General features: G+C 39.0%; 19 protein-coding genes and 2 pseudogenes. 4 read left to right on the plus strand and 17 right to left on the minus strand.

What is annotated here, in order from left to right:
* Nucleotides 1-99: 99 nt before the first annotated feature.
* The gene (gene serS, locus M0M83_RS06415) at nt 100-1,392 is read left to right on the plus strand and encodes a serine--tRNA ligase (protein WP_004256329.1); all 1,293 of its coding nucleotides are present in this window, start codon (nt 100-102) and stop codon (nt 1,390-1,392) included.
* Nucleotides 1,393-1,526: 134 nt separating this feature from the next.
* Here serS and M0M83_RS06420 read toward each other — a convergent pair whose 3' ends face one another.
* From M0M83_RS06420 to focA, 4 genes are all read right to left on the minus strand, one after another.
* Nucleotides 1,527-2,333 (minus strand): BPSS1780 family membrane protein, encoded by an 807-nt coding sequence (locus M0M83_RS06420; RefSeq protein ID WP_125892476.1) that lies wholly within the window; start codon nt 2,331-2,333, stop codon nt 1,527-1,529.
* 397 nt (nt 2,334-2,730) lie between these two features.
* Nucleotides 2,731-3,519, minus strand: coding sequence for a pyruvate formate lyase 1-activating protein (gene pflA / locus M0M83_RS06425; RefSeq protein WP_125892478.1), 789 nt, complete (start codon nt 3,517-3,519; stop codon nt 2,731-2,733).
* A gap of 125 nt (nt 3,520-3,644) precedes the next feature.
* The gene (gene pflB / locus M0M83_RS06430; protein ID WP_213914553.1) at nt 3,645-5,927 is read right to left on the minus strand and encodes a formate C-acetyltransferase; all 2,283 of its coding nucleotides are present in this window, start codon (nt 5,925-5,927) and stop codon (nt 3,645-3,647) included.
* Nucleotides 5,928-5,997: 70 nt separating this feature from the next.
* A complete protein-coding gene (gene focA, locus M0M83_RS06435; RefSeq protein WP_004256299.1) occupies nt 5,998-6,855 on the minus strand; it encodes a formate transporter FocA in 858 nt (285 codons plus the stop codon).
* Nucleotides 6,856-7,312: 457 nt separating this feature from the next.
* Between focA and M0M83_RS06440 the strand changes: the two are divergent.
* Nucleotides 7,313-7,567: pseudogene (locus tag M0M83_RS06440) on the plus strand (altronate dehydratase); the annotation flags it as partial.
* Between the two features lie 67 nt (nt 7,568-7,634).
* On the opposite strand, the gene ycaO reads toward M0M83_RS06440, so the two are convergent.
* The gene (gene ycaO / locus M0M83_RS06445) at nt 7,635-9,389 is read right to left on the minus strand and encodes a 30S ribosomal protein S12 methylthiotransferase accessory factor YcaO (RefSeq protein WP_125892740.1); all 1,755 of its coding nucleotides are present in this window, start codon (nt 9,387-9,389) and stop codon (nt 7,635-7,637) included.
* A 196-nt stretch (nt 9,390-9,585) separates the two neighbouring features.
* Between ycaO and ansB the strand changes: the two genes are divergently transcribed.
* Entirely contained in the window at nt 9,586-10,629 is a 1,044-nt protein-coding gene (gene ansB, locus M0M83_RS06450) for an L-asparaginase 2 (protein WP_248467886.1), read from the plus strand.
* Between the two features lie 97 nt (nt 10,630-10,726).
* Here the strand turns inward: ansB and M0M83_RS06455 are convergent, their stop codons facing one another.
* Nucleotides 10,727-11,521: an SDR family NAD(P)-dependent oxidoreductase gene (locus M0M83_RS06455; RefSeq protein WP_125892484.1), complete on the minus strand. Its 795-nt coding sequence runs from the start codon at nt 11,519-11,521 to the stop codon at nt 10,727-10,729.
* 562 nt (nt 11,522-12,083) lie between these two features.
* Between M0M83_RS06455 and chiP the strand changes: the two genes are divergently transcribed.
* The gene (chiP, locus tag M0M83_RS06460) at nt 12,084-13,481 is read left to right on the plus strand and encodes a chitoporin ChiP (protein ID WP_125892486.1); all 1,398 of its coding nucleotides are present in this window, start codon (nt 12,084-12,086) and stop codon (nt 13,479-13,481) included.
* Between the two features lie 166 nt (nt 13,482-13,647).
* On the opposite strand, the gene M0M83_RS06465 is transcribed toward chiP, so the two are convergent.
* The 11 genes and pseudogenes from M0M83_RS06465 to M0M83_RS06515 form a co-directional block, all read right to left on the minus strand.
* A complete protein-coding gene (locus M0M83_RS06465; RefSeq protein WP_248467887.1) occupies nt 13,648-14,181 on the minus strand; it encodes a bactofilin family protein in 534 nt (177 codons plus the stop codon).
* A gap of 635 nt (nt 14,182-14,816) precedes the next feature.
* Entirely contained in the window at nt 14,817-15,266 is a 450-nt protein-coding gene (gene fur / locus M0M83_RS06470; RefSeq protein WP_004256285.1) for a ferric iron uptake transcriptional regulator, read from the minus strand.
* Nucleotides 15,267-15,536: 270 nt separating this feature from the next.
* Nucleotides 15,537-16,064 (minus strand): flavodoxin FldA, encoded by a 528-nt coding sequence (fldA, locus tag M0M83_RS06475; protein ID WP_004256261.1) that lies wholly within the window; start codon nt 16,062-16,064, stop codon nt 15,537-15,539.
* Nucleotides 16,065-16,218: 154 nt separating this feature from the next.
* The gene (ybfE, locus tag M0M83_RS06480) at nt 16,219-16,512 is read right to left on the minus strand and encodes a LexA regulated protein (RefSeq protein ID WP_102138471.1); all 294 of its coding nucleotides are present in this window, start codon (nt 16,510-16,512) and stop codon (nt 16,219-16,221) included.
* 169 nt (nt 16,513-16,681) lie between these two features.
* Nucleotides 16,682-16,906, minus strand: a pseudogene (locus tag M0M83_RS21695) (type I secretion system permease/ATPase); the annotation flags it as partial.
* Between the two features lie 39 nt (nt 16,907-16,945).
* Nucleotides 16,946-17,992 carry a tyrosine-type recombinase/integrase gene (locus tag M0M83_RS21700; RefSeq protein WP_248467889.1) on the minus strand — a complete coding sequence of 349 codons (1,047 nt, stop codon included), beginning with the start codon at nt 17,990-17,992 and terminating at the stop codon, nt 16,946-16,948.
* Nucleotides 17,896-18,204, minus strand: coding sequence for a hypothetical protein (locus M0M83_RS06495; protein WP_248467890.1), 309 nt, complete (start codon nt 18,202-18,204; stop codon nt 17,896-17,898). Before M0M83_RS06495 ends, M0M83_RS21700 begins: the two co-directional genes overlap by 97 nt.
* Complete coding sequence (locus tag M0M83_RS21705) at nt 18,197-18,421, minus strand: hypothetical protein (RefSeq protein ID WP_248467891.1); 225 nt, start codon at nt 18,419-18,421, stop codon at nt 18,197-18,199. The genes M0M83_RS06495 and M0M83_RS21705 overlap by 8 nt, the downstream gene beginning before the upstream one ends.
* Nucleotides 18,418-18,624, minus strand: coding sequence for a DUF4060 family protein (locus tag M0M83_RS06505; RefSeq protein ID WP_248467893.1), 207 nt, complete (start codon nt 18,622-18,624; stop codon nt 18,418-18,420). Before M0M83_RS06505 ends, M0M83_RS21705 begins: the two co-directional genes overlap by 4 nt.
* A 7-nt stretch (nt 18,625-18,631) precedes the next feature.
* Nucleotides 18,632-19,177 (minus strand): phage N-6-adenine-methyltransferase, encoded by a 546-nt coding sequence (locus M0M83_RS06510; RefSeq protein ID WP_248467895.1) that lies wholly within the window; start codon nt 19,175-19,177, stop codon nt 18,632-18,634.
* Nucleotides 19,167-19,385, minus strand: a complete 219-nt coding sequence (locus tag M0M83_RS06515; RefSeq protein ID WP_248467897.1) for a hypothetical protein — start codon at nt 19,383-19,385, stop codon at nt 19,167-19,169. The genes M0M83_RS06510 and M0M83_RS06515 overlap by 11 nt, the downstream gene beginning before the upstream one ends.
* Nucleotides 19,386-19,620 lie beyond the last annotated feature (235 nt).

The following is a 19,620-nucleotide window of genomic DNA, read 5'->3' on the forward strand; positions in this document are numbered from 1 at the left end:
TGCGGTAAGGTTATATAGCGAAATACTTTATTTTATTTGTCGTGCTGGAATGCACCTCAAAAAGTATCATTAATTACTCACAATAATCACAGGATAAGCATGCTCGATCCCAATTTACTGCGTACGGAGCTAGACGCGGTTGCTGAAAAACTGGCTCGCAGGGGTTTTACCCTTGATGTGGAAAAGCTGCGTGAATTAGAAGAACGCCGTAAAGTTTTACAAGTTGAAACTGAAACCCTGCAAGCAGACCGTAACTCGCGATCGAAAACTATTGGTGCGGCGAAGGCTCGTGGTGAAGATATCGAACCATTACGTCTGGAAGTTAACCAATTAGGCGAAAAATTGGATTCTGCAAAAGCGGAGTTAGATAAGCTGCAACAAGAAATCCGTGATATTGCTTTAAGTATCCCGAATATTCCAGATGACCAAGTACCTGATGGTAAAGATGATTCTGACAACGTTGAGGTTGCACGTTGGGGTGAACCTCGTCAGTATGATTTCGAAGTTAAAGACCATGTCAGTCTTGGTGAGTTATCTGGTGGCTTAGATTTCCCAGCTGCGGTAAAACTGACAGGTGCACGTTTTGTTGTTATGAAAGGGCAAATTGCTCGCATGCACCGTGCATTGGCACAATTCATGCTTGATTTGCATACTGAACAACATGGTTACCAAGAGTTGTATGTTCCGTATTTAGTCAACCATGACACGCTGTATGGAACTGGCCAATTACCAAAGTTTGGTGAAGATTTATTTCATACTAAACCACTGGAAGAAGAAGCTGACAGCAGTACTTATGCGTTGATCCCAACTGCTGAAGTACCTGTGACTAACTTGGTTCGTGATGAAATTTTAGATGAAGATTCACTTCCTCTGAAAATGACGGCACATACGCCTTGCTTCCGTTCTGAAGCGGGATCTTATGGTCGTGATACACGCGGTTTGATCCGTATGCATCAATTTGACAAAGTTGAGTTAGTGCAAATTGTTCATCCAGAAAAATCTATGGATGCACTGGAAGAGCTAACTGGCCATGCTGAAAAAGTGTTGCAATTACTGAACTTACCTTATCGTAAAGTGATTTTATGCACCGGTGATATTGGCTTTGGTTCACGTAAAACTTATGACTTAGAAGTGTGGTTACCAGCACAAAATACATATCGTGAAATTTCATCTTGTTCAAACATGTGGGATTTCCAAGCACGACGTATGCAAGCACGCTTCCGCGGTAAGAGTGATAAGAAAACACAACTTGTTCATACTCTGAATGGTTCTGGTTTAGCCGTTGGTCGTACATTGGTGGCGATTTTAGAAAACTACCAATTAGCTGATGGCCGTATTGAAGTTCCAGAAGTATTGCGCCCATACATGAAAGGGTTAGAGTTTATCGGTTAATTACTCATTAACCTAAATATAGACCGCGGCTAGTGATAGCTGCGGTTTTTTTTAACTTATTAAATAACGTAATAAAAAAAGGGAAAGCATTTGCTTTCCCTTAGAGAATGACAGAATAACAGCGTTATTCGAACCTATTTTACTTGTGAGAAAAACAGGCTACGGTAGCTGCTGTAATAGCAAACATACATAATTGGCATAGAAACTAATAAACCTAAACCTAATGGAATAACTGAAATTATCATTAAGATAGAGATAACGATAAAGAACAGAATACCTGGCAGGATGTTTTTCTTAACGGCTTGTAAGCTTGCAGAAATTGCAGCGCCAACAGTGAAATCATGGTTCATCACTAATGCAGGAGCAAACCAAGTTAAGGCTGTACCCACTAATGCTGCAATGGCCATTATGATGATTGCAAAGAAGAATGTACCTGAAGAGGCAAGGATAGCTGCATCAGATGGTGAACCATATTGGTTGCTTTCCATCAGTAAACCGAACATTGCAGAACCACCGATAATAAATGCGATGATCATTCCTACTAAGTTAGCAGCAAAGTTGATTGCTCCAACGGCAAATAGGGTACCAAATTTATTTTGGAAGCCTGCAAATAATAAGCCGATTTCTGCTTGACCTGTTTTACGTTGATTTTCACTGATAGCAATAATACCACCGATAAAAATAGGTGTAATAAATGTAATTAATAAATTTAAGAATGGGATCATTGAAATGATAAAGATCACAGCAAACAGAACAATGTTAATCAAGATCCACATTCCCAGTTTTTCTTTAACGAGAGACCATGATTGGCTGATCCAGTTAACACCTTCGCCTGCATCTACTGCACGCGGTTCTGCGTGAAAAACAAATGTATCAGCTTGAGTTTGCGCATTAATTGTAGGTGCAGGGTTGTTATCTGCACTGAAGTTTTCATTATTCATAATAAAAAAGGAACCTGTTAGTCGTAGTGAATTAGCGATTAATTATTATTAATAAGTTTTTTGAGCTTATACTCATTCTTGTAACTTATCGGCGGTAGTATGCAGATAAGTTAGCTTATTATAAAGCAGACTATTCTGGTAAGGTATTTTTGATTAAAATTTTCTTGTATAAAATATTTTTATCGTGATAAGACAATTATCTATATACTTTTTAGTTTGCTTGCTCAATCTTGCTGTACATATAATTAATATCAGCAAGAATTATTAGAACATAAATATAAAAATATTCAGTTAGCTGGTATTGGGCTGGTAGGATATAAAAAGGCAGTTACTCAGATAATTGGCTATTTAGCACTGTTCAAATAAAGCTGAGGCTCTATAAAGAGCCTCAGATTGGTTAGTACATCACTTTATGACCATAACTTTCTAGAATACTTTTAACTCGTTCCATCACTTCTTTTGATGGTGGTCTAACGCCATCTAGTTTGTATTCTTCACCCATGGTTTCCCATTTGTGTTTACCGAGTTCATGGTAGGGGAGTAATTCAATTTTCTCGATATTTTTCATATCTTTGGTAAATTCACCCAGTAAATGTACCGAATGGTCGTCATCGCTCCAACCTGGCACGACAACATAGCGTACCCAAGTTTTCTGGTTACGTTTGGCAAGGTAACGAGCAAATTCCAAAGTACGATGGTTAGAAACACCCACTAATTTTTGATGAATTTCATCATCGATTTGCTTTAAATCTAACATCACTAAGTCAGTGACATCCATCAGTTCATCAATCACTGGGTCGTAGCGGCGCACGAATCCATTGGTATCAAGGCAAGTATGAATATTTTCTTTTTTACAGGCACGGAACCAGTCACGTACAAATTCAGCTTGTAAGATAGCTTCTCCGCCTGAGGCGGTAACACCACCACCTGTAGCATTCATAAAATGGCGATAGGTAACGGCCTCTTTCATTAATTCTTCGACGGTAACGATGTTGCCACCGTGAGTGTCCCAAGTATCGCGGTTATGGCAATAGAGGCAGCGCATTAAACAACCTTGGAAAAATACAATGAAACGGATCCCAGGACCATCGACCGTTCCGCATGATTCAAATGAATGAATACGGCCGAGGGTTGCAGGCACTTCAGTTTTAGTGATATCAGTTGTTGTAATTGTATTGGCAGACATAGCAGGTACTCCAAAATATCCGTCATACCGCAAACTGTAGAGCAAAAATATCGTTGCTGGTATAGATAAAAAGACCCCGTAAAGCGGGGTCTTTAATTTACTTTATTTTAATGAGCTAATTATTATTACATTGAACTTGTGAAAGTACGAGTAATAACGTCTTGCTGTTGTTCTTTAGTTAGTGAGTTGAAACGTACAGCATAACCCGATACACGGATAGTCAATTGTGGGTATTTTTCTGGGTTTTCCATTGCATCTAGCAGCATTTCACGGTTCATAACGTTAACGTTCAGGTGCTGGCCGCCTTCGATAGACGCTTCGTGGTGGAAGTAACCATCCATCAGACCTGCTAAGTTAGTTTTACGAACATCATCATCTTTACCTAACGCATTTGGTACGATAGAGAAAGTATAAGAAATACCATCTTTCGCGTAAGCAAACGGCAGTTTAGCAACCGAAGTCAGTGAAGCTACTGCACCTTTTTGGTCACGACCGTGCATTGGGTTTGCACCTGGTCCGAATGGCGCACCTGCACGACGACCATCTGGTGTATTACCTGTTTTCTTACCATACACAACGTTAGATGTGATGGTCAGGATTGACTGAGTTGGTACCGCGTTACGGTAAGTAGGCAGTTTCTGGATTTTCTTCATGAAACGTTCAACTAAGTCACACGCGATATCATCTACACGTGAATCGTTGTTACCAAATTGTGGATATTCACCTTCGATTTCGAAGTCGATAGCGATACCGTCTTCATCACGAATTGGTTTAACTTTCGCATATTTGATTGCAGACAGTGAGTCAGCAGCAACAGATAGACCCGCAATACCACAAGCCATGGTGCGATAAACATCACGGTCATGCAGTGCCATCAGAGAAGCTTCATAGCTGTATTTATCATGCATAAAGTGGATGCAGTTCAGTGCAGTGACGTACTGAGTTGCTAACCAATCCATGAAGTGGTCCATTTGGTTCATCACAGTATCGAAATCTAAGACTTCGTCCATGATTGGCGCATGTTTAGGACCTACTTGCATTTTCAGTTTTTCATCAACACCACCGTTGATGGTATACAGCATGGTTTTCGCTAAGTTTGCGCGAGCACCGAAGAACTGCATTTGTTTACCAACAATCATTGGGCTAACGCAACATGCGATTGCATAATCATCGTTATCGAAGTCTGGACGCATCAAGTCATCGTTTTCATACTGAACTGATGAGGTATCGATAGACACTTTTGCCGCGAATTTTTTGAAATTCATTGGCAGTTTTTCTGACCACAGGATAGTCATGTTTGGCTCAGGAGATGGGCCCATGGTATACAGTGTGTTCAGGAAACGGAATGTGCTTTTCGTTACCAGAGTACGACCATCAAGGCCCATACCTGCTAATGATTCAGTTGCCCAGATTGGGTCACCAGAGAACAGCTCATCGTATTCAGGTGTACGTAAGAAACGTACCATACGCAGTTTCATGACCAAGTGGTCAATTAACTCTTGCGCTTGTTGTTCGGTGATTTTACCTGCTTCTAAGTCACGTTGGATATACACGTCTAAGAAGGTAGAAACACGACCAAATGACATTGCAGCACCGTTTTGTGATTTAACTGCGGCTAAGTAGCCGAAGTAAGTCCACTGTACTGCTTCTTGTGCATTTGTTGCTGGTGCAGAAATATCGTAACCGTATTTTGCAGCCATTTCTTTCATTTGACCCAATGCACGGTGCTGTTCAGCAATTTCTTCGCGCAGTTGGATAGTCATTTGCAGGTCTTCACCTTTTTCTAATCTTTCTTGCAAAGAGGTGAATTGGTTAAATTTGTCTTTCATCAGGTAATCAATACCGTACAGTGCAACACGACGGTAGTCACCGATGATACGACCACGACCATATGCATCAGGCAGACCTGTTAAGATACCTGATTTACGGCATTTTAAGATGTCTGGCGTATAAACGTCGAAAACACCTTGGTTGTGAGTTTTACGGTATTCAGTGAAGATTTTTTTGATTGTTGGATCTAAAGTACGGTCGTATGCTTTGCATGAGCCTTCAACCATTTTGATACCACCGAACGGGATAAGACCACGTTTCAGAGGTGCGTCAGTTTGTAAACCAACAATTTTTTCTAATTCTTTAGTAATGTAACCTGCATCATGGGAAGTGATGGTTGAAGCGACATCTGTGTCAAAATCAACAGGCGCATGGGTGCGGTTCTCGATTTTGATCCCTTCCATGACTTTATCCCACAACGTGTCAGTTGCTGGAGTAGAGCCTGCTAAGAAAGATTCATCACCTTCATATGGAGTATAGTTTTTCTGGATGAAGTCACGTACGTTGACGTTATTCTGCCAGTCACCTTGGTTAAAACCTTGCCATGCTAAAGCGAATTTTTCATTTAACTCGGACATGATACTTTTACCTTTTAACAATGGATCTTTTAGGGATCTTAATAAATCTTTTCGTGTGTGTCAGTGGCTATTAATGTTTTTGGCCACTACGTAAATGCATAAACCAATAAATGAGGCCGACTAAAATCGCGCCGCCAATAATATTTCCGATAGTAACTGGAATTAAGTTATCAGTAATAAAGTTACCGACTGTTAGGTGTGAAAATTGGTCAGGAGACATATTGATTTGAGACCAATATTCAGCGGGTGCAAACTCTTTAATCATAATGCCTAATGGGATCATGAACATGTTTGCGATACTATGTTCAAAGCCGCTCGCCACAAACATCGCGACAGGTAAAACTAAAACGACCAGTTTATCCGTTAAGCTACGACCTGAGTAACTCATCCAAACCGCAAGGCAAACCATTAAGTTTGCTAAAATTCCTAATGTAACCGCTTCAATAAAGGTATGGTGTAATTTATGGCTGGTGGTTTGTAATACATTTAACCCCCATTGGCCATTGGCTGCGGTGTATTGCCCTGCAAACCAAATCAGCGCAACAAAAAATAGCGCACCAATTAAGTTACCAATATAGACATTAAACCAGTTGCGGAACATTTGCCCCCAAGTAATTCTACCTGTGGCTTTTGAGACGATAGTGAGTACGGTGGAAGTGAAAAGGTCTGCGCCACATACAACCACTAACATCAGACCTAAGGAGAAACAGATCCCGCCAATAAGTTTAGTGAAACCATAAGGCGCTTCAGCTGCCCCAGTTGTTGCTGTGATATAGAATACAAACGCAATAGAGATAAAAATACCGGCAGTGAATGCTGACAAGTAAGTAATTGCAGGATGTTTATTTGCCTTATAAAAAGAGGCATCATCTGCGACTTGCGCCATTACAGCAGGTGGCAATAAATTAAAAGGGTTGTCAGCTTTCATACCAACACTCTCTTACAAAGTTGATTAATTATAGCACGCAATAATAGTAACAAAGGGGATAAATGGGAAATTTGATGTGGATCATGAACTCGCTAGAGAGAGAGGTGAAAATGGTTAATGCAATGTTAAAATTAAGCGTAACTCAATGAAATTAATGATAAAAATATTTTTTAAAATTTATTGAAAATTTTTATAAAGTCAGTTTTGAACATTAAAATAAGTAAAAATATACGCGTAAATGTTAACTATTTAAGATGAATATGATCCTTTTGGCAGTTAATTTAACTTATGTTTGCATAATGCCCTATTTAATTAGGGGGGATCCCGATATATATTTCTTAGCCAAATCGTATTTTTGCAATATTTATCTAACAATTATGCAAATAATAAAAGATTCATATAAATAAAACTATGAACTAAAGCGATATATCTTAATTAAACAATCAGTTTTTTTGATGGAACTTACACCGAGAATCCAATTGTACCAGTTTTAAAAATATCGACCAATAGCGCAATTGCAACACGTTTGTCAGACATAATTGATTATGATTGCGGACCAATTATTGATGGGGTTCCATTACCGACAATAAGTAAAGGGTTATTTGAACGGGTGATTGAAACGGCAAGTGGTGACTATCAGGCCCAAGCGGATAGGCTAGAACAGTTTGATTTCTTATTATGGAAATTATGGAAACGTTCATTGGATTTATAATTAATATAAACCAATAAAATGCAAAAATGTTGACGGGGCAAGTTCCCCGTCAACGATTTAATTCACATTATGCATTATCACGCTTTGCTTTTTGCAGCTTTTCATAAGCGGCCAGTAAGGCTTGATGCGCAGGAAGTGCTTTAAGTTCTTCGTCAATAGACCACAAGCCATAGAAGCATGATTCCCCAGCGATAGCGGCTGATGCCGCATCTACTGCTTCTTGCCCATACATCCGTACAAAGGCGTTGTAGTATTGCGCAGGATCACGCTCTTCTTCTTGGGATAACAACAATAGGGTTTGCAGGCAACGATAATAATTCGCACGCTCAGCAGTAAATACCGAGCTATTGAAATCTTGTGTCCATTCAACCCAAGCAAGTGCTTGCTCGAGGTCACCACCAGCCAGTGCTAACATGGATTTTAGTTCGCCAATACGTAGGTTACTCCACCCATTGTCTTTACCTACAGCCAGACCAAGTAATTCACGAACACGGGTAAAATCATCTAAGCCGTCATCATCTAATTGCTCGATAAGGGCAAGATAATCTTGTTTTTCCCATTGGCTATCAGGTAGGTTGATAATGGTGTCACGTAAATAAGCGCCCATCGCATTATTGGCAATATGTAAGTCTTCTACTGGGTAAATATCAGACATACCTGGGACTAAAATACGGCAAGCGTAGACACCCAAATGGTTATAATCTGCAATATAGACTTCAGCATCTAATGTATTGAAAATACTGATAAGTGTTGCAAATTCTTCTTGAGTTGTGCCTTTAAAACTCCAATCTGCAAAGGCATAATCGGCATTATCTTTAAACAGATCCCAGCTAATTAAACCGCTTGAGTCAATAAAGTGAGTTTCAAGATTCGTGTGCTCTGCTACTTCTTCGTCATCAAAGGTTGGTGCATTAAACACATCGAGGTCTTTTAAGCCACGGCCTTGCAGCAATTCTGTGACAGTACGCTCAAGGGCCACACCAAAGTCAGGATGAGCACCAAATGAGGCAAAGCACGTCCCGTTCTGTGGATTGAACAACACCACACAAATTACAGGGTATTGACCGCCTAGTGATGCGTCATAACAGAAAATTGGAAAACCTTCTTTCTCTAAGGTTTCAACCGCTTCAACGACTGCAGGGTAGCGCGCCATAACATCTTCTGGGATAGCTGGCAGGCTAATACTTTCAGCGATGATTTTATTTTTCACAAAACGTTCAAAGACTTCGGAAAGACCTTGTACACGAGCTTCATTGGCTGTATTTCCCGCAGACATACCGTTAGAGACATACAAATTACCGACAATATTCATTGGAATATACACGGTTTGGTTGTCTGATTGGCGGGTAAATGGCAGGGCGCAGATACCACGTTCTTCATTGCCGGATTGTAAGTCAATTAATTGGCTAGCGGCTAAGGCGTTGTCGGGGTCATAAAACTTAATCAAACGATTGTCTAATAACCCTTCAGGTAAACTATCATCTTCGGTTAATGGGAACCATTTTTCATTAGGATAATGAACAAAATCCCCTTCAGCGATAGATTTACCAAGGTAAAAGTCCGCAAAGAAGTAATTCGTTGATAAACGCTCAAAATACTCACCAAGCGCTGAGGCTAATGCGGCTTTTTTGCTCGCCCCTTTACCATTAGTAAAGCACAGTGGGCACGCTTTATCGCGGATATGTACAGACCAAACGTTGGGTACGGGGTTTAACCAGGAGGCTTCTTCAATATCAAACCCTAATTTCTTTAATTTGGTTTGAAATGCATCGATGGAATCTTCAAGAGCGGCATCTTTGCCGGGAATAAATGTTTGGCTCATATTGTCAGTCACTTGTGAATAGAGTGTTTCAAGCGGGCTATGATACGGATTTTTGCAGTAAGCCTCACGCTTTTTATTCATTCATAGATAAATCATCTTAAGATTCATTATTTATCCTAAAATAATTATATAGGTCACATAAAATTCAGCATAAATCCACATAATAACTGAAGTTTATTTATTGAAGGAAAATAGGATGAAAAACAGAAATAAAGCGCTTTTAGCGACACTCGTTGCATTGTTTGCCGCATCTGCTATCGCTCAACCCAATATTACGGTATTGGCGACAGGAGGAACGATAGCAGGTGGGGGGGATTCAGCGACTTCCTCAAGTTATCAAGCGGGTAAAGTCGGGATTGATGCCTTAATCAATGCGGTGCCTGAAACCAAAAAAATTGCCAATTTAAGCGGTGAGCAATTGGTGAATATTGGTTCACAAGACATGAATGACCAAGTCTGGCTGACACTGGCTAAAAAAATTAACCAAGATTGCGATAAAACAGATGGTTTTGTAATCACTCATGGTACTGATACTTTAGAAGAAACAGCATTTTTTCTTGATTTAACTACGCAATGTAAAAAGCCGATTGTTTTGGTTGGTGCAATGCGCCCTTCAACGGCTTTGGGAGCGGACGGCCCTCTGAACTTATATAACGCGGTGGTTTTAGCGACAGATAAGTCTGCCGCAGAGCGTGGTGTTTTGATGGCAATGAACGATAAAGTTGTGCAAGGCCGTAATGTGATGAAAATGAGCACCACTGAAGTACAGGCATTTGATGCCGTTAATGGTGGGGCAGAAGGCTTTATTCATGATGGTAAAGTTACCTATTTCCAAGCACCGCAACCACGTGGTGATAGAGCAGCATTCGATGTCAGTAAGCTCGAAAAGCTTCCTGCAGTAGGTATTGTTTACAATTATGCTAATGCTTCAGCCGCTCCTGTGAAAGCCTTGAGAGAAGAAGGGGTTGAAGGAATTGTAAGCGCAGGTGTGGGTAACGGTAATATGTATAAAGCGGTATTTGACGCTTTAGCAAAAGCCGCAAAAGAAGATGTAGTTGTCGTTCGTTCAAGCCGTGTGCCAACAGGTTATACAACAAGAAATGCCGAAGTGGATGATAACTTATATGGATTTGTTGCTTCAGAAAGGTTAAACCCGCAAAAAGCGCGTGTGTTGCTACAATTAGCATTAACCCAGACTAAGGATCCTCAGCAAATTCAGGCATTATTTGAGAAATACTAATTATTAAAATAAGTGTTAATTTAATACAGCGGGGTGCAGTAGCCTGTACCCCGTTAATTTTGCTGTGACATTAATGTAATATTATTGAATCCACGAATTACACAATATCATCGATAACTCCACCATCAACACGTAAGGCCGCACCGGAAGTGGCTGACGCTTGCTCAGAGCAGGTATAAACCACCATATTAGCAACTTCTTCGACAGTCGCTGCGCGTTGGATCACTGAGCTTGGGCGGTGAGCCATCACAAACTCTTTTGAGAGGGTTTCAAGCGATTTCCCCGTTCTCGCAGCTTCATCTTCCATCATATTGGCAAAACCATCAGACAGTGTTGGCCCCGGTAAGACACTATTTACGGTAACACCACTACCGGCGACATATTTTGCTAGCCCTCGAGAAAGGGAGAGCATAGCCGTTTTAGTCACACCATAGTGGATCATATCCGCAGGGATATTGCGTGCCGATTCCGATGAGATAAATACCACACGGCCCCAGCCTTTTTTTACCATTGCAGGAAGTAAGGCTCTGGATAAACGCACCGAGGACATCACATTTGTTTGCCAGTAATTATCCCAGTTAGCATCATCCATTGTATAGAAATCTTCTGGCCCATAAATACCCGCATTATTAACCAAAATATCAATTTCATTAATTTCGCTGAGTAGCTTATCAACGCTTTTTGCATCACTGACATCCGCGATAGCTGGAAATACCTTGGCGTTTGGTAACTCTTTTTTCAAGCGAGAAACTGCATCATTAACGCGCCCTTCATTGCGGCCATTAATCAAAACTTCTGCGCCACAATTAGCGAGACCTTTAGCGATAGCATAGCCAATTCCAGCTGTTGATGCGCTGACTAATGCACGTTTACCTGTTAAGTCTATTTTCATAGATGAACTCTTTATGTTGAAAAGGAGAGTTTATAATATCAAATACCAATACGAGGCTTTTCTTATTAATGCTGTTAATTTTATTTTATTATTTATTGGTAAATTTTATATATATGTATGTTATTTTTCAGCATAACAACATTTATCCTAATCATTTCACTCAATATCTGATTTTTTTTAAGACAATTAGGTCAATGTGGTGATAGAAATTAGAGAATTCTTATCAAATAGCAAAAATTAAGGTCCAAAGGGTTAATTTACTGATTTTATCTTAAGCCCCACCTAATGGGTTTCTCTTCATTATTTTTCATATTTATCAATATATTAAATTTCATTTTTAGTAAGGTCATCACCGGTGATAATGGCAGTTAATTAAAATTAATGTGCCGTTGATCATATTTTGGCAACAAAGCCTGTATCTGTGTTGATAATTCGCGTTGCAAAAAATAGGCTAAATACATCGCAAGAGGCATAACTCATTGTGAATATTTAGATTTAAATGGAAAGTTAAATCGTATTTCGGCCGAAAAATAAAATTAAAAAATATTAGAGGAATACAAGAATGGTTAATAAAAATGTCAATACTGGCAGGAAATTGCTCGTCTTAAAAATTGCGATTGCGATGCTTCCTATCGGTTATCAGCCTATCATGCATGCAGAACAATTTCTTGAGGATTCAAAACTTACTGGTGGTCTTTATTACTGGCAGCGAGATCGTTCACGTAAAGATTTAGACCCAAATAGCGATAAATATAAAAAATATGCAGATAATCTTAAGCACTCAACATTTAATGCGAGTCTCGATTTTTCATCCGGTTATTTCCAAGACATCATCGGGCTTGATTTAGCCGGTTTTACTGCCATTGAGTTATCAAATAGTGGGCCTGCTGCGCCAAATGAAATCGGATTTAGTGATGCAAAATCACGTTGGGATGAAAAATGGACCGGGGATCGCAGTGGTGTGACTTTCTATAAGGCCGCTGCAAAACTAAAATATGGCCCTTTCTGGGGGAGAGGAGGCTATATTCAACCAACGGGACAAACTCTATTAGCTTCCCACTGGAGCTACATGCCTGGGACATACCGCGGGTTAGAGGTAGGTGGGGTGTTTGATTTTGAGCAAAATGGCGAGCTGAGCATGTCCTATATGTGGACCGACCGCTATAAAGCGCCTTGGTACCGTAGTATGTATGACTTTCGTGAAGCGGATGGTAAAACTGGGATCAGCTATTTATACTCAATTGGCTTTAAATATGACTTTAAAAACAATCTAGTTCTTGAAGGTGCATATGGGCAAGCTAAAAGTTATATGGATCAATATTTTGCCAAAGTTTCTTATGCGGCTCCTGTTGTAGGTCGTGATTTACGTATGTCTTATCAATTTTATGGAGCAAAAGACAAGGTTTCAGACGGCGGAGTTAACGATGTTTATGACGGCTTAGCTTGGTTGCAAGCGATGACATTAGGTTACACTTACGATGAGTTTGATTTTAAAGTTGAGGGAACCTATGTAAAAGCTAAAGGTAATCAAGGTTATTTCCTACAGCGTATGACCCCTGGTTGGGCAACATCAAATGGCCGCATGGATATCTGGTGGGATGGCCGTTCAGACTGGAATGCTAATAATGAAAAAGCCGTTATGGCGGGTGTTATGTATGATTTAAAAAATTGGGATTTAGCTGGATGGAAGGTTGGAACCTCATATATTTATGGATGGGACGCTAAACCAAGTACGAATAGCCAATATGCTCAAGATGTACGCTTAAAAGAAAGTGCATGGAACTTTGATATTTTATATACCGTGCAGTCAGGTAGAGCAAAAGATACACTATTTAAGCTGCATTTTACCAAGTATGATAATCATACAGATATTCCGAGCTATGGCGGTGGTTACGGAAATATCTTCCAAGATGAAAAAGATATTAAGTTTATGGTGATGATGCCATTTACTGTATTTTAAAGTATAAAATATTTTAGTCACAATGACTGCTATAGGGGAAACCATGGCAGTCATTAAAAGGTATTACCTTATATTTTTAATAATGAATGGGATATTAGCGTAAGGATAAATGCCTATATTAAAGCTTAAAAATAAGGTGAGTATTTTCACCTTATTTTTATTGTGATTATAAAGATGCATTATTTACACTTTCATTGAGTATCAAAGCGTCTTGTTTTAGTTTATCTTTTAATACGGTAACTTTTTCTGAATGATGAGCTGGATTTTTAACTTGTGCTTGACCAGATAAAATCCCACCTTTTTTAATCGATAAACTGCTGTAATGGATAGTACCGTGGATTTCTCCATTATTTTCAATACTGATAGTATCAGAGTGGCATTCACCTTCAATACGCCCATTTACCACCAGTTCTTTGCAGGTGATATTTCCTGTCACTTGGCCGTTTAACATGACTTTAACCGTATTATCTTTTCCGGTTATATTCCCAATGACTTTTCCATAGATATGCACTTGCTCATTAGAGGTTATATTTCCTTCAAAAACAACGTCCCTAGAGATAATTGTATTCGTTTTTTCTTCACTAATCGTTGGGGTTGATAGTGTGACTTGTTCTTCTATCTTTACAGTCACTTCAGGCTCATGACTTACCGAAGGGGGAGTCGCTGTAGGCGCGGGCTTGTTTTGTCTTTTGGTGAACATTTTACTTACCTTTTTTTGATTGAAGTGTACGATCAAGAACAGTATTGATAATGCAAACGAAAATAAGGCGCTAGTTAAATAACTAAAGAACCACCCTATTAAAGTAAGAAACCAGAAGAAAAAACTTGTATTGAGAAAAAGATATGTTTTTTTCATCAGTTAATCTCTTACAAATTGCTAAAGTACTCAATAAGTTTAGCCAATAAATACAATTACACATTTAAATTGTACGTTAACTTTATGACTACATTTGAATCACTAACTCTCTAATTTAGAGTTAAAATTATAGTAAGGTAATTAAATAATTTTAAATAGTATGAAATGATAGAAATCATCTATGATGTTATTTATATACCACATTGATTGGTAAAGCATAATTCTAGATAACAAATTATAATTATCCGTGAAATAATATAAAGATTTTGATTTGAATTGCAACTATTAAGGTTTTTAATAAAATTCGTATTATCGGCGAGATCTAGTGGTAAATAGTTATGTTTAGGTTATTCACTAGGAATTATCACTAATAGAGTGTAAGAGTATCAATACTTAAAATAAAAAACCCCGATAAAATTGTTTTATCAGGGTTTTGGCATTTTTAACCATTACGTTTCATCAACGATGGTTGAATACTGTTACTCTTTGGCTTCGTGTGCGTCAGCATTGTCACGGCAATCGCCATCTGCGCAATGACCATATAGATATAAACTATGGTTAGATAGTTTAATGCCATGGCGAGCAGCGATATTTTTTTGGCGGGTTTCAATGGATTCGTCAGTAAACTCAATCACTTTTCCACAATCTAAACAGATTAAATGGTCATGGTGATGTTGCTGGGTTAATTCGAATACAGATTTACCACCCTCGAAGTTGTGACGGGTAACGATACCGGCATCATCAAATTGGTTCAATACGCGGTATACGGTTGCTAACCCGATCTCTTCACCCATATCGATCAGCTTTTTATAGAGATCTTCCGCACTGACGTGGTGGCACTCAGGCTCTTGAAGTACTTCCAAAATTTTTAATCTTGGAAGAGTGACTTTGAGTCCAGCATTTTTCAATGCTTTATTGTTGTCTGTCATGCGGGTTTTGTCCTGTATCTTAAATCATAAATTTAACAATAATGAGACATTTTTAACATCAATACAGTTGTCTTCTAAACTGATTTACAATTATAGGCATGGAAAATAAAAATAGAAACCATGCATTGTCTCATTATTTTGATAATCTCGTGAGAACCTATCCTATTAGGATACCTTATCGGTTATTTTAGATTATGCCACTGGCTTAGATGATTCATTTTGTGCAAAACAGTGGCGTAACCTATGGGTAAGGGTTCTTTACATGACCTATTAGCCTAAAATTTCAGCTAAAGACATTTCTTCAGAGATTTGTTTTACCCATGCATCAACACGTTCATCAGTTAGCTCAGGTTGACGATCTTCATCAATCGCTAAACCAATAAAGTGGTTGTCATCTGCCATGCCTTTGGATACTTCAAAGTGATAACCTTCAGTTGGCCAATGACCAACAATAACTGCACCACGAGGTTCGATAATATCGCGGATCGTACCCATTGCATCACAGAAATATTCAGCGTAGTCTTCTTGGTCTCCGCAACCAAATAAGGCGACAAGTTTACCTTCGAAATCAATTTCTTCGAGAGTAGGGAAGAAATCATCCCAATCACATTGGGCTTCACCATAATACCAAGTTGGAATACCGAGAAGTAGAATGTCAAAAGCTTCAATATCTTCTTTGCTACATTTTGCGATATCGTGAACTTCTGCTACATCTTTGCCTAATCTTTCTTGGATCATTTTGGCAATATTTTCTGTGTTACCTGTGTCACTTCCGAAGAAAATGCCTATGACTGCCATAAAGTGATTAACCTCTTGTTTTTCTAAGAGAGCTAGAGGTGATAACTCGCCTTCTAGAGCCCATTTAGAACGAAAATAGATAGAATATTACGCCTTATTTTGGCGAAAAAATGTTGCTAAGTCTGTCAAATTTGTGTGATTTACCAAGATAACGCTATTTGAGTATTGATGTATCAACATGCTCAAGTTGTGACATTAAAATTTCTTCGATCAATTCACTACGGCTTATATTTTTATCTTCAGCTAACTGATTCAATACCGCGACAGCTTCTTCGTTCAGTTTCAATTCAACTCTGCGCAATCCTTTCACTTTATCTCGTTTCAGTTGGTTGCGTTTGTTGATCCTTAATTGTTCATCCCGTGATAGCGGGCTTGTTTTAGGTCGCCCAGGCCTTCGTTCCTCAGCGAACAAATCTAGCGTAGTTCGGTCTGTTTGTTCTTTTGCCATGTTTATAACTGCTAAAAGGGTGTGCCAGTAATTCAGCGCGCCATGATACCCTAGCTAATTCCCTTGTGCTATAGCTTCATCTATCATGATTTGGTTTAATTGGTTGTAAAATGAGCACTTTTAGTAAAAAAGCACCACTTGCCATAGACGTGATGCTTTTTTATCCATGTTATTGCGTTTGTTGGTACCATAAATTGGCGTATAAGCCATTTGAGTTGAGTAAGTTTTCGTGAGTATCCATCTCGTGTACTTCTCCTTGGCAAATCACACATATCCTATCAGCGTGCATAATCGTATTTAGCCGATGAGCAATGCTAATGACGGTTCTTCCTTGAGTAATTAATGGCATATTTTCCATAATGGCGGCTTCTGACTCGTAATCTAAAGTCGAAGTGATTTTGAATTTTGGATGTGTGAAATTAATCGTTTTACATCAGCCAGTTAAAAGTGTTAGATGCGGCTTTTGACTGGCTTCATTCTTCGACTGTGTCGAAATTGTGACATGCTCACTATATTTGGTTAAATGCTGACCGCTAAAGTGTGCGTATTTCTGAACCATTTCTAGTGTTTCCCATCCACCCATTTCTTTTAATACCATCAGCGGAGTTCCACTTTGTGCGTGCCAACTTGCCCATGTATGTCTGAGGTCGTGAAAAGTGAAATCAGTTATGCCAGAATCATCCAATGCTTGGTAATAGCATTCACGATAATAGTTACTCCTTCGCTTTCCTTCGTTGGAAAATACATAGTCGCCATCCTTTTCAATTCCATTTAGAATTTCAATGGCCACATCATTTAGCGGAACCGGTCTAGCTCGTCCTGACTTTGCATTATCGGCTGTTACATGAGCAACTCTTCTAACTAGGTCTACACTTTTCCATTTAAGCGATAATATCTCGCTTTTTCTCATACCCGTTAAAATAGCAATGGAAACAAAATCCTTCATCCACTTAACTTTGATGTTAGACAGTAGTAGTTCAGCTTCCCACTTTTCTAGCCATCGAACCCTAACAGTGGGCTCTTTCATTCGTGGTATATAGGATGACTTGGTTAACCATCCCATTTTGTGCGCTAGTGAAAAAGCTCTTAGAATAAATGAGCGATATCTATTCTTTGTTGCACTTGTTAACTTACGCTTAGTAATGGGGCTATAATCCGGTATTGCATTTGCAATATCATCACTAGTGATTGATGAGAGCTTTTTTCCACCTAAAATAGCGATAAAATACTTAGAGTAAGCTTGCTTAGTTTTAAAGCTTGTTTGCCCCTTGGCATCTTTAAGAGCCAAAATGATTGCATCCTCAAATATCCGATCTGGTTGCTTCTCAAGCTTATCCTGCTGCCACAGGTCATGCTTTAGTTTGTCGTGATATTCTTGTGCTTTTATTTTGTCTGAGGTGCCAGTAGAGCGTCTAATTCTCTCGCCAGTTGGGGTGGATACATCGACCCAATACTTGCTGCCTCTTTTGTATATTGGCATTTGGTTTTCCTCTTACTACCGACCAAAGCCAGCCGATAGACATTATTGTCGTTAAACTGCGCCTGTTCAAACTTTTTCAGGCTTTCCTTGTTTGCACGCCATGAGACGCCGACTTTAAACATATAATATTTCGATGGCTTTCTATAGATAGTGCCTTTTGATAGATTCAATAGCTTTGAATATTCTTCGACAGTGTAATATTGGTCATCCACTATTAATCTCCTTATCGATAGAGTTGACGTAATAAGTCAACCACATAATCGGTGGGAATTTCTTGTGCTTTTCGCTGAGTGTTAATTGAAACTTTGGAAGGTAATCTTTGAGTATTGCTGTACTTTGTTTATCGCTGAGTTTTTTGAGTTGCTTTAATTTGTCACGGCATTCCCTTGCTATCTTTCGGCGTCCGTTTTCTAATATCTGTTCATTCATATCCTCTGCCTTTCATTTCTCATTGTTACCATATAAGACTTTTGACAGTTTTGAATTTCGACAGGGTAGATATTCTTTCCTATCTTTATTTTGTGATTAACGATTATACCTGTTCTACTGTGATTCTTTTTATGGGCTTCCAATGCCGCATTAATAGCAATCCTTTCTGTGGGCGTGACTTCGCCGCGAATTATTAATTTCATAATTCACCTATGCTATTTTCCATTCATTTAATATTTGATTGCCGATATTTAATAAATAATTTCTATTTACAGTATTGATTACCCTGCGAGGGTTTATATAAGGCCGCCATATTAAAAACATCGAGCCTTTATTATTTCCATTAACTGGCTTTTTTGTTAACGCATTAATAAATGATATTCGACCTCCAGTAATTAATCTTACTTCGTCAACTGTTTCCAGCGCAGACTCATACCAGCCTACTGATGTATCATTAGGAATTAACATAACAACGGGCTGTAATTGTTTTTTACATTGCTCAGCGGCTTTATTAATCCACGGCTGAATTTCACTGTACGGGGGATTCACCCAAATAGCGCCGTAACTTTCCCAGTCACAATTTAATGAGTCGTCTTTTTCGGTGAGGTAATGAGCACAAAGATGGTTATTTTTATCGGCGGCGGAATCTAAATAGAAAGCGAATTCAGCGTCCAATGCTGTAAATAAAGGTAGGGGAGTTTGCCATCTATCACGCAATTCCTTTGGTGTGTGGCTACCTCCGTAATCAGCTTTCATCCTTGCTATCACTTATATTAAAAGGTAATCCATCCGCTTCCATTGGCTTTATGTGAGTAAACGTACATGGAATAATTAAACCACCGAACTCTTGAGCAAACATCAATGCTTGCTTTGTTTGCAGTAAAACATATTGTTTTGGTAATGCTATTTGATAAGTAACGCCATCAATTAATACTAGTGTCGTCATTGCTTGAACTTGATTCATTAATTAACTCCCAATATTCACAAGTATTTTTCTTAATAATCCCACCCGCTTCCAAGTGACCAATCACACAACTAACCTGACTCCTTGAATAATCAGGGCTGCATAAGTGATATAGCTCGTCTGTGGTAAGCTGATTGCATTGAAGAACTCCTATTATTCTCTCTCTTAATTTATCCATTCTCTCATCACCTAACCACAAACTATTTCAACATCCCGCACCTGCATTATCTGCATA

Source organism: Providencia rettgeri (assembly GCF_023205015.1).
GTDB classification, from domain to species: Bacteria; Pseudomonadota; Gammaproteobacteria; order Enterobacterales; family Enterobacteriaceae; genus Providencia; species Providencia rettgeri_E.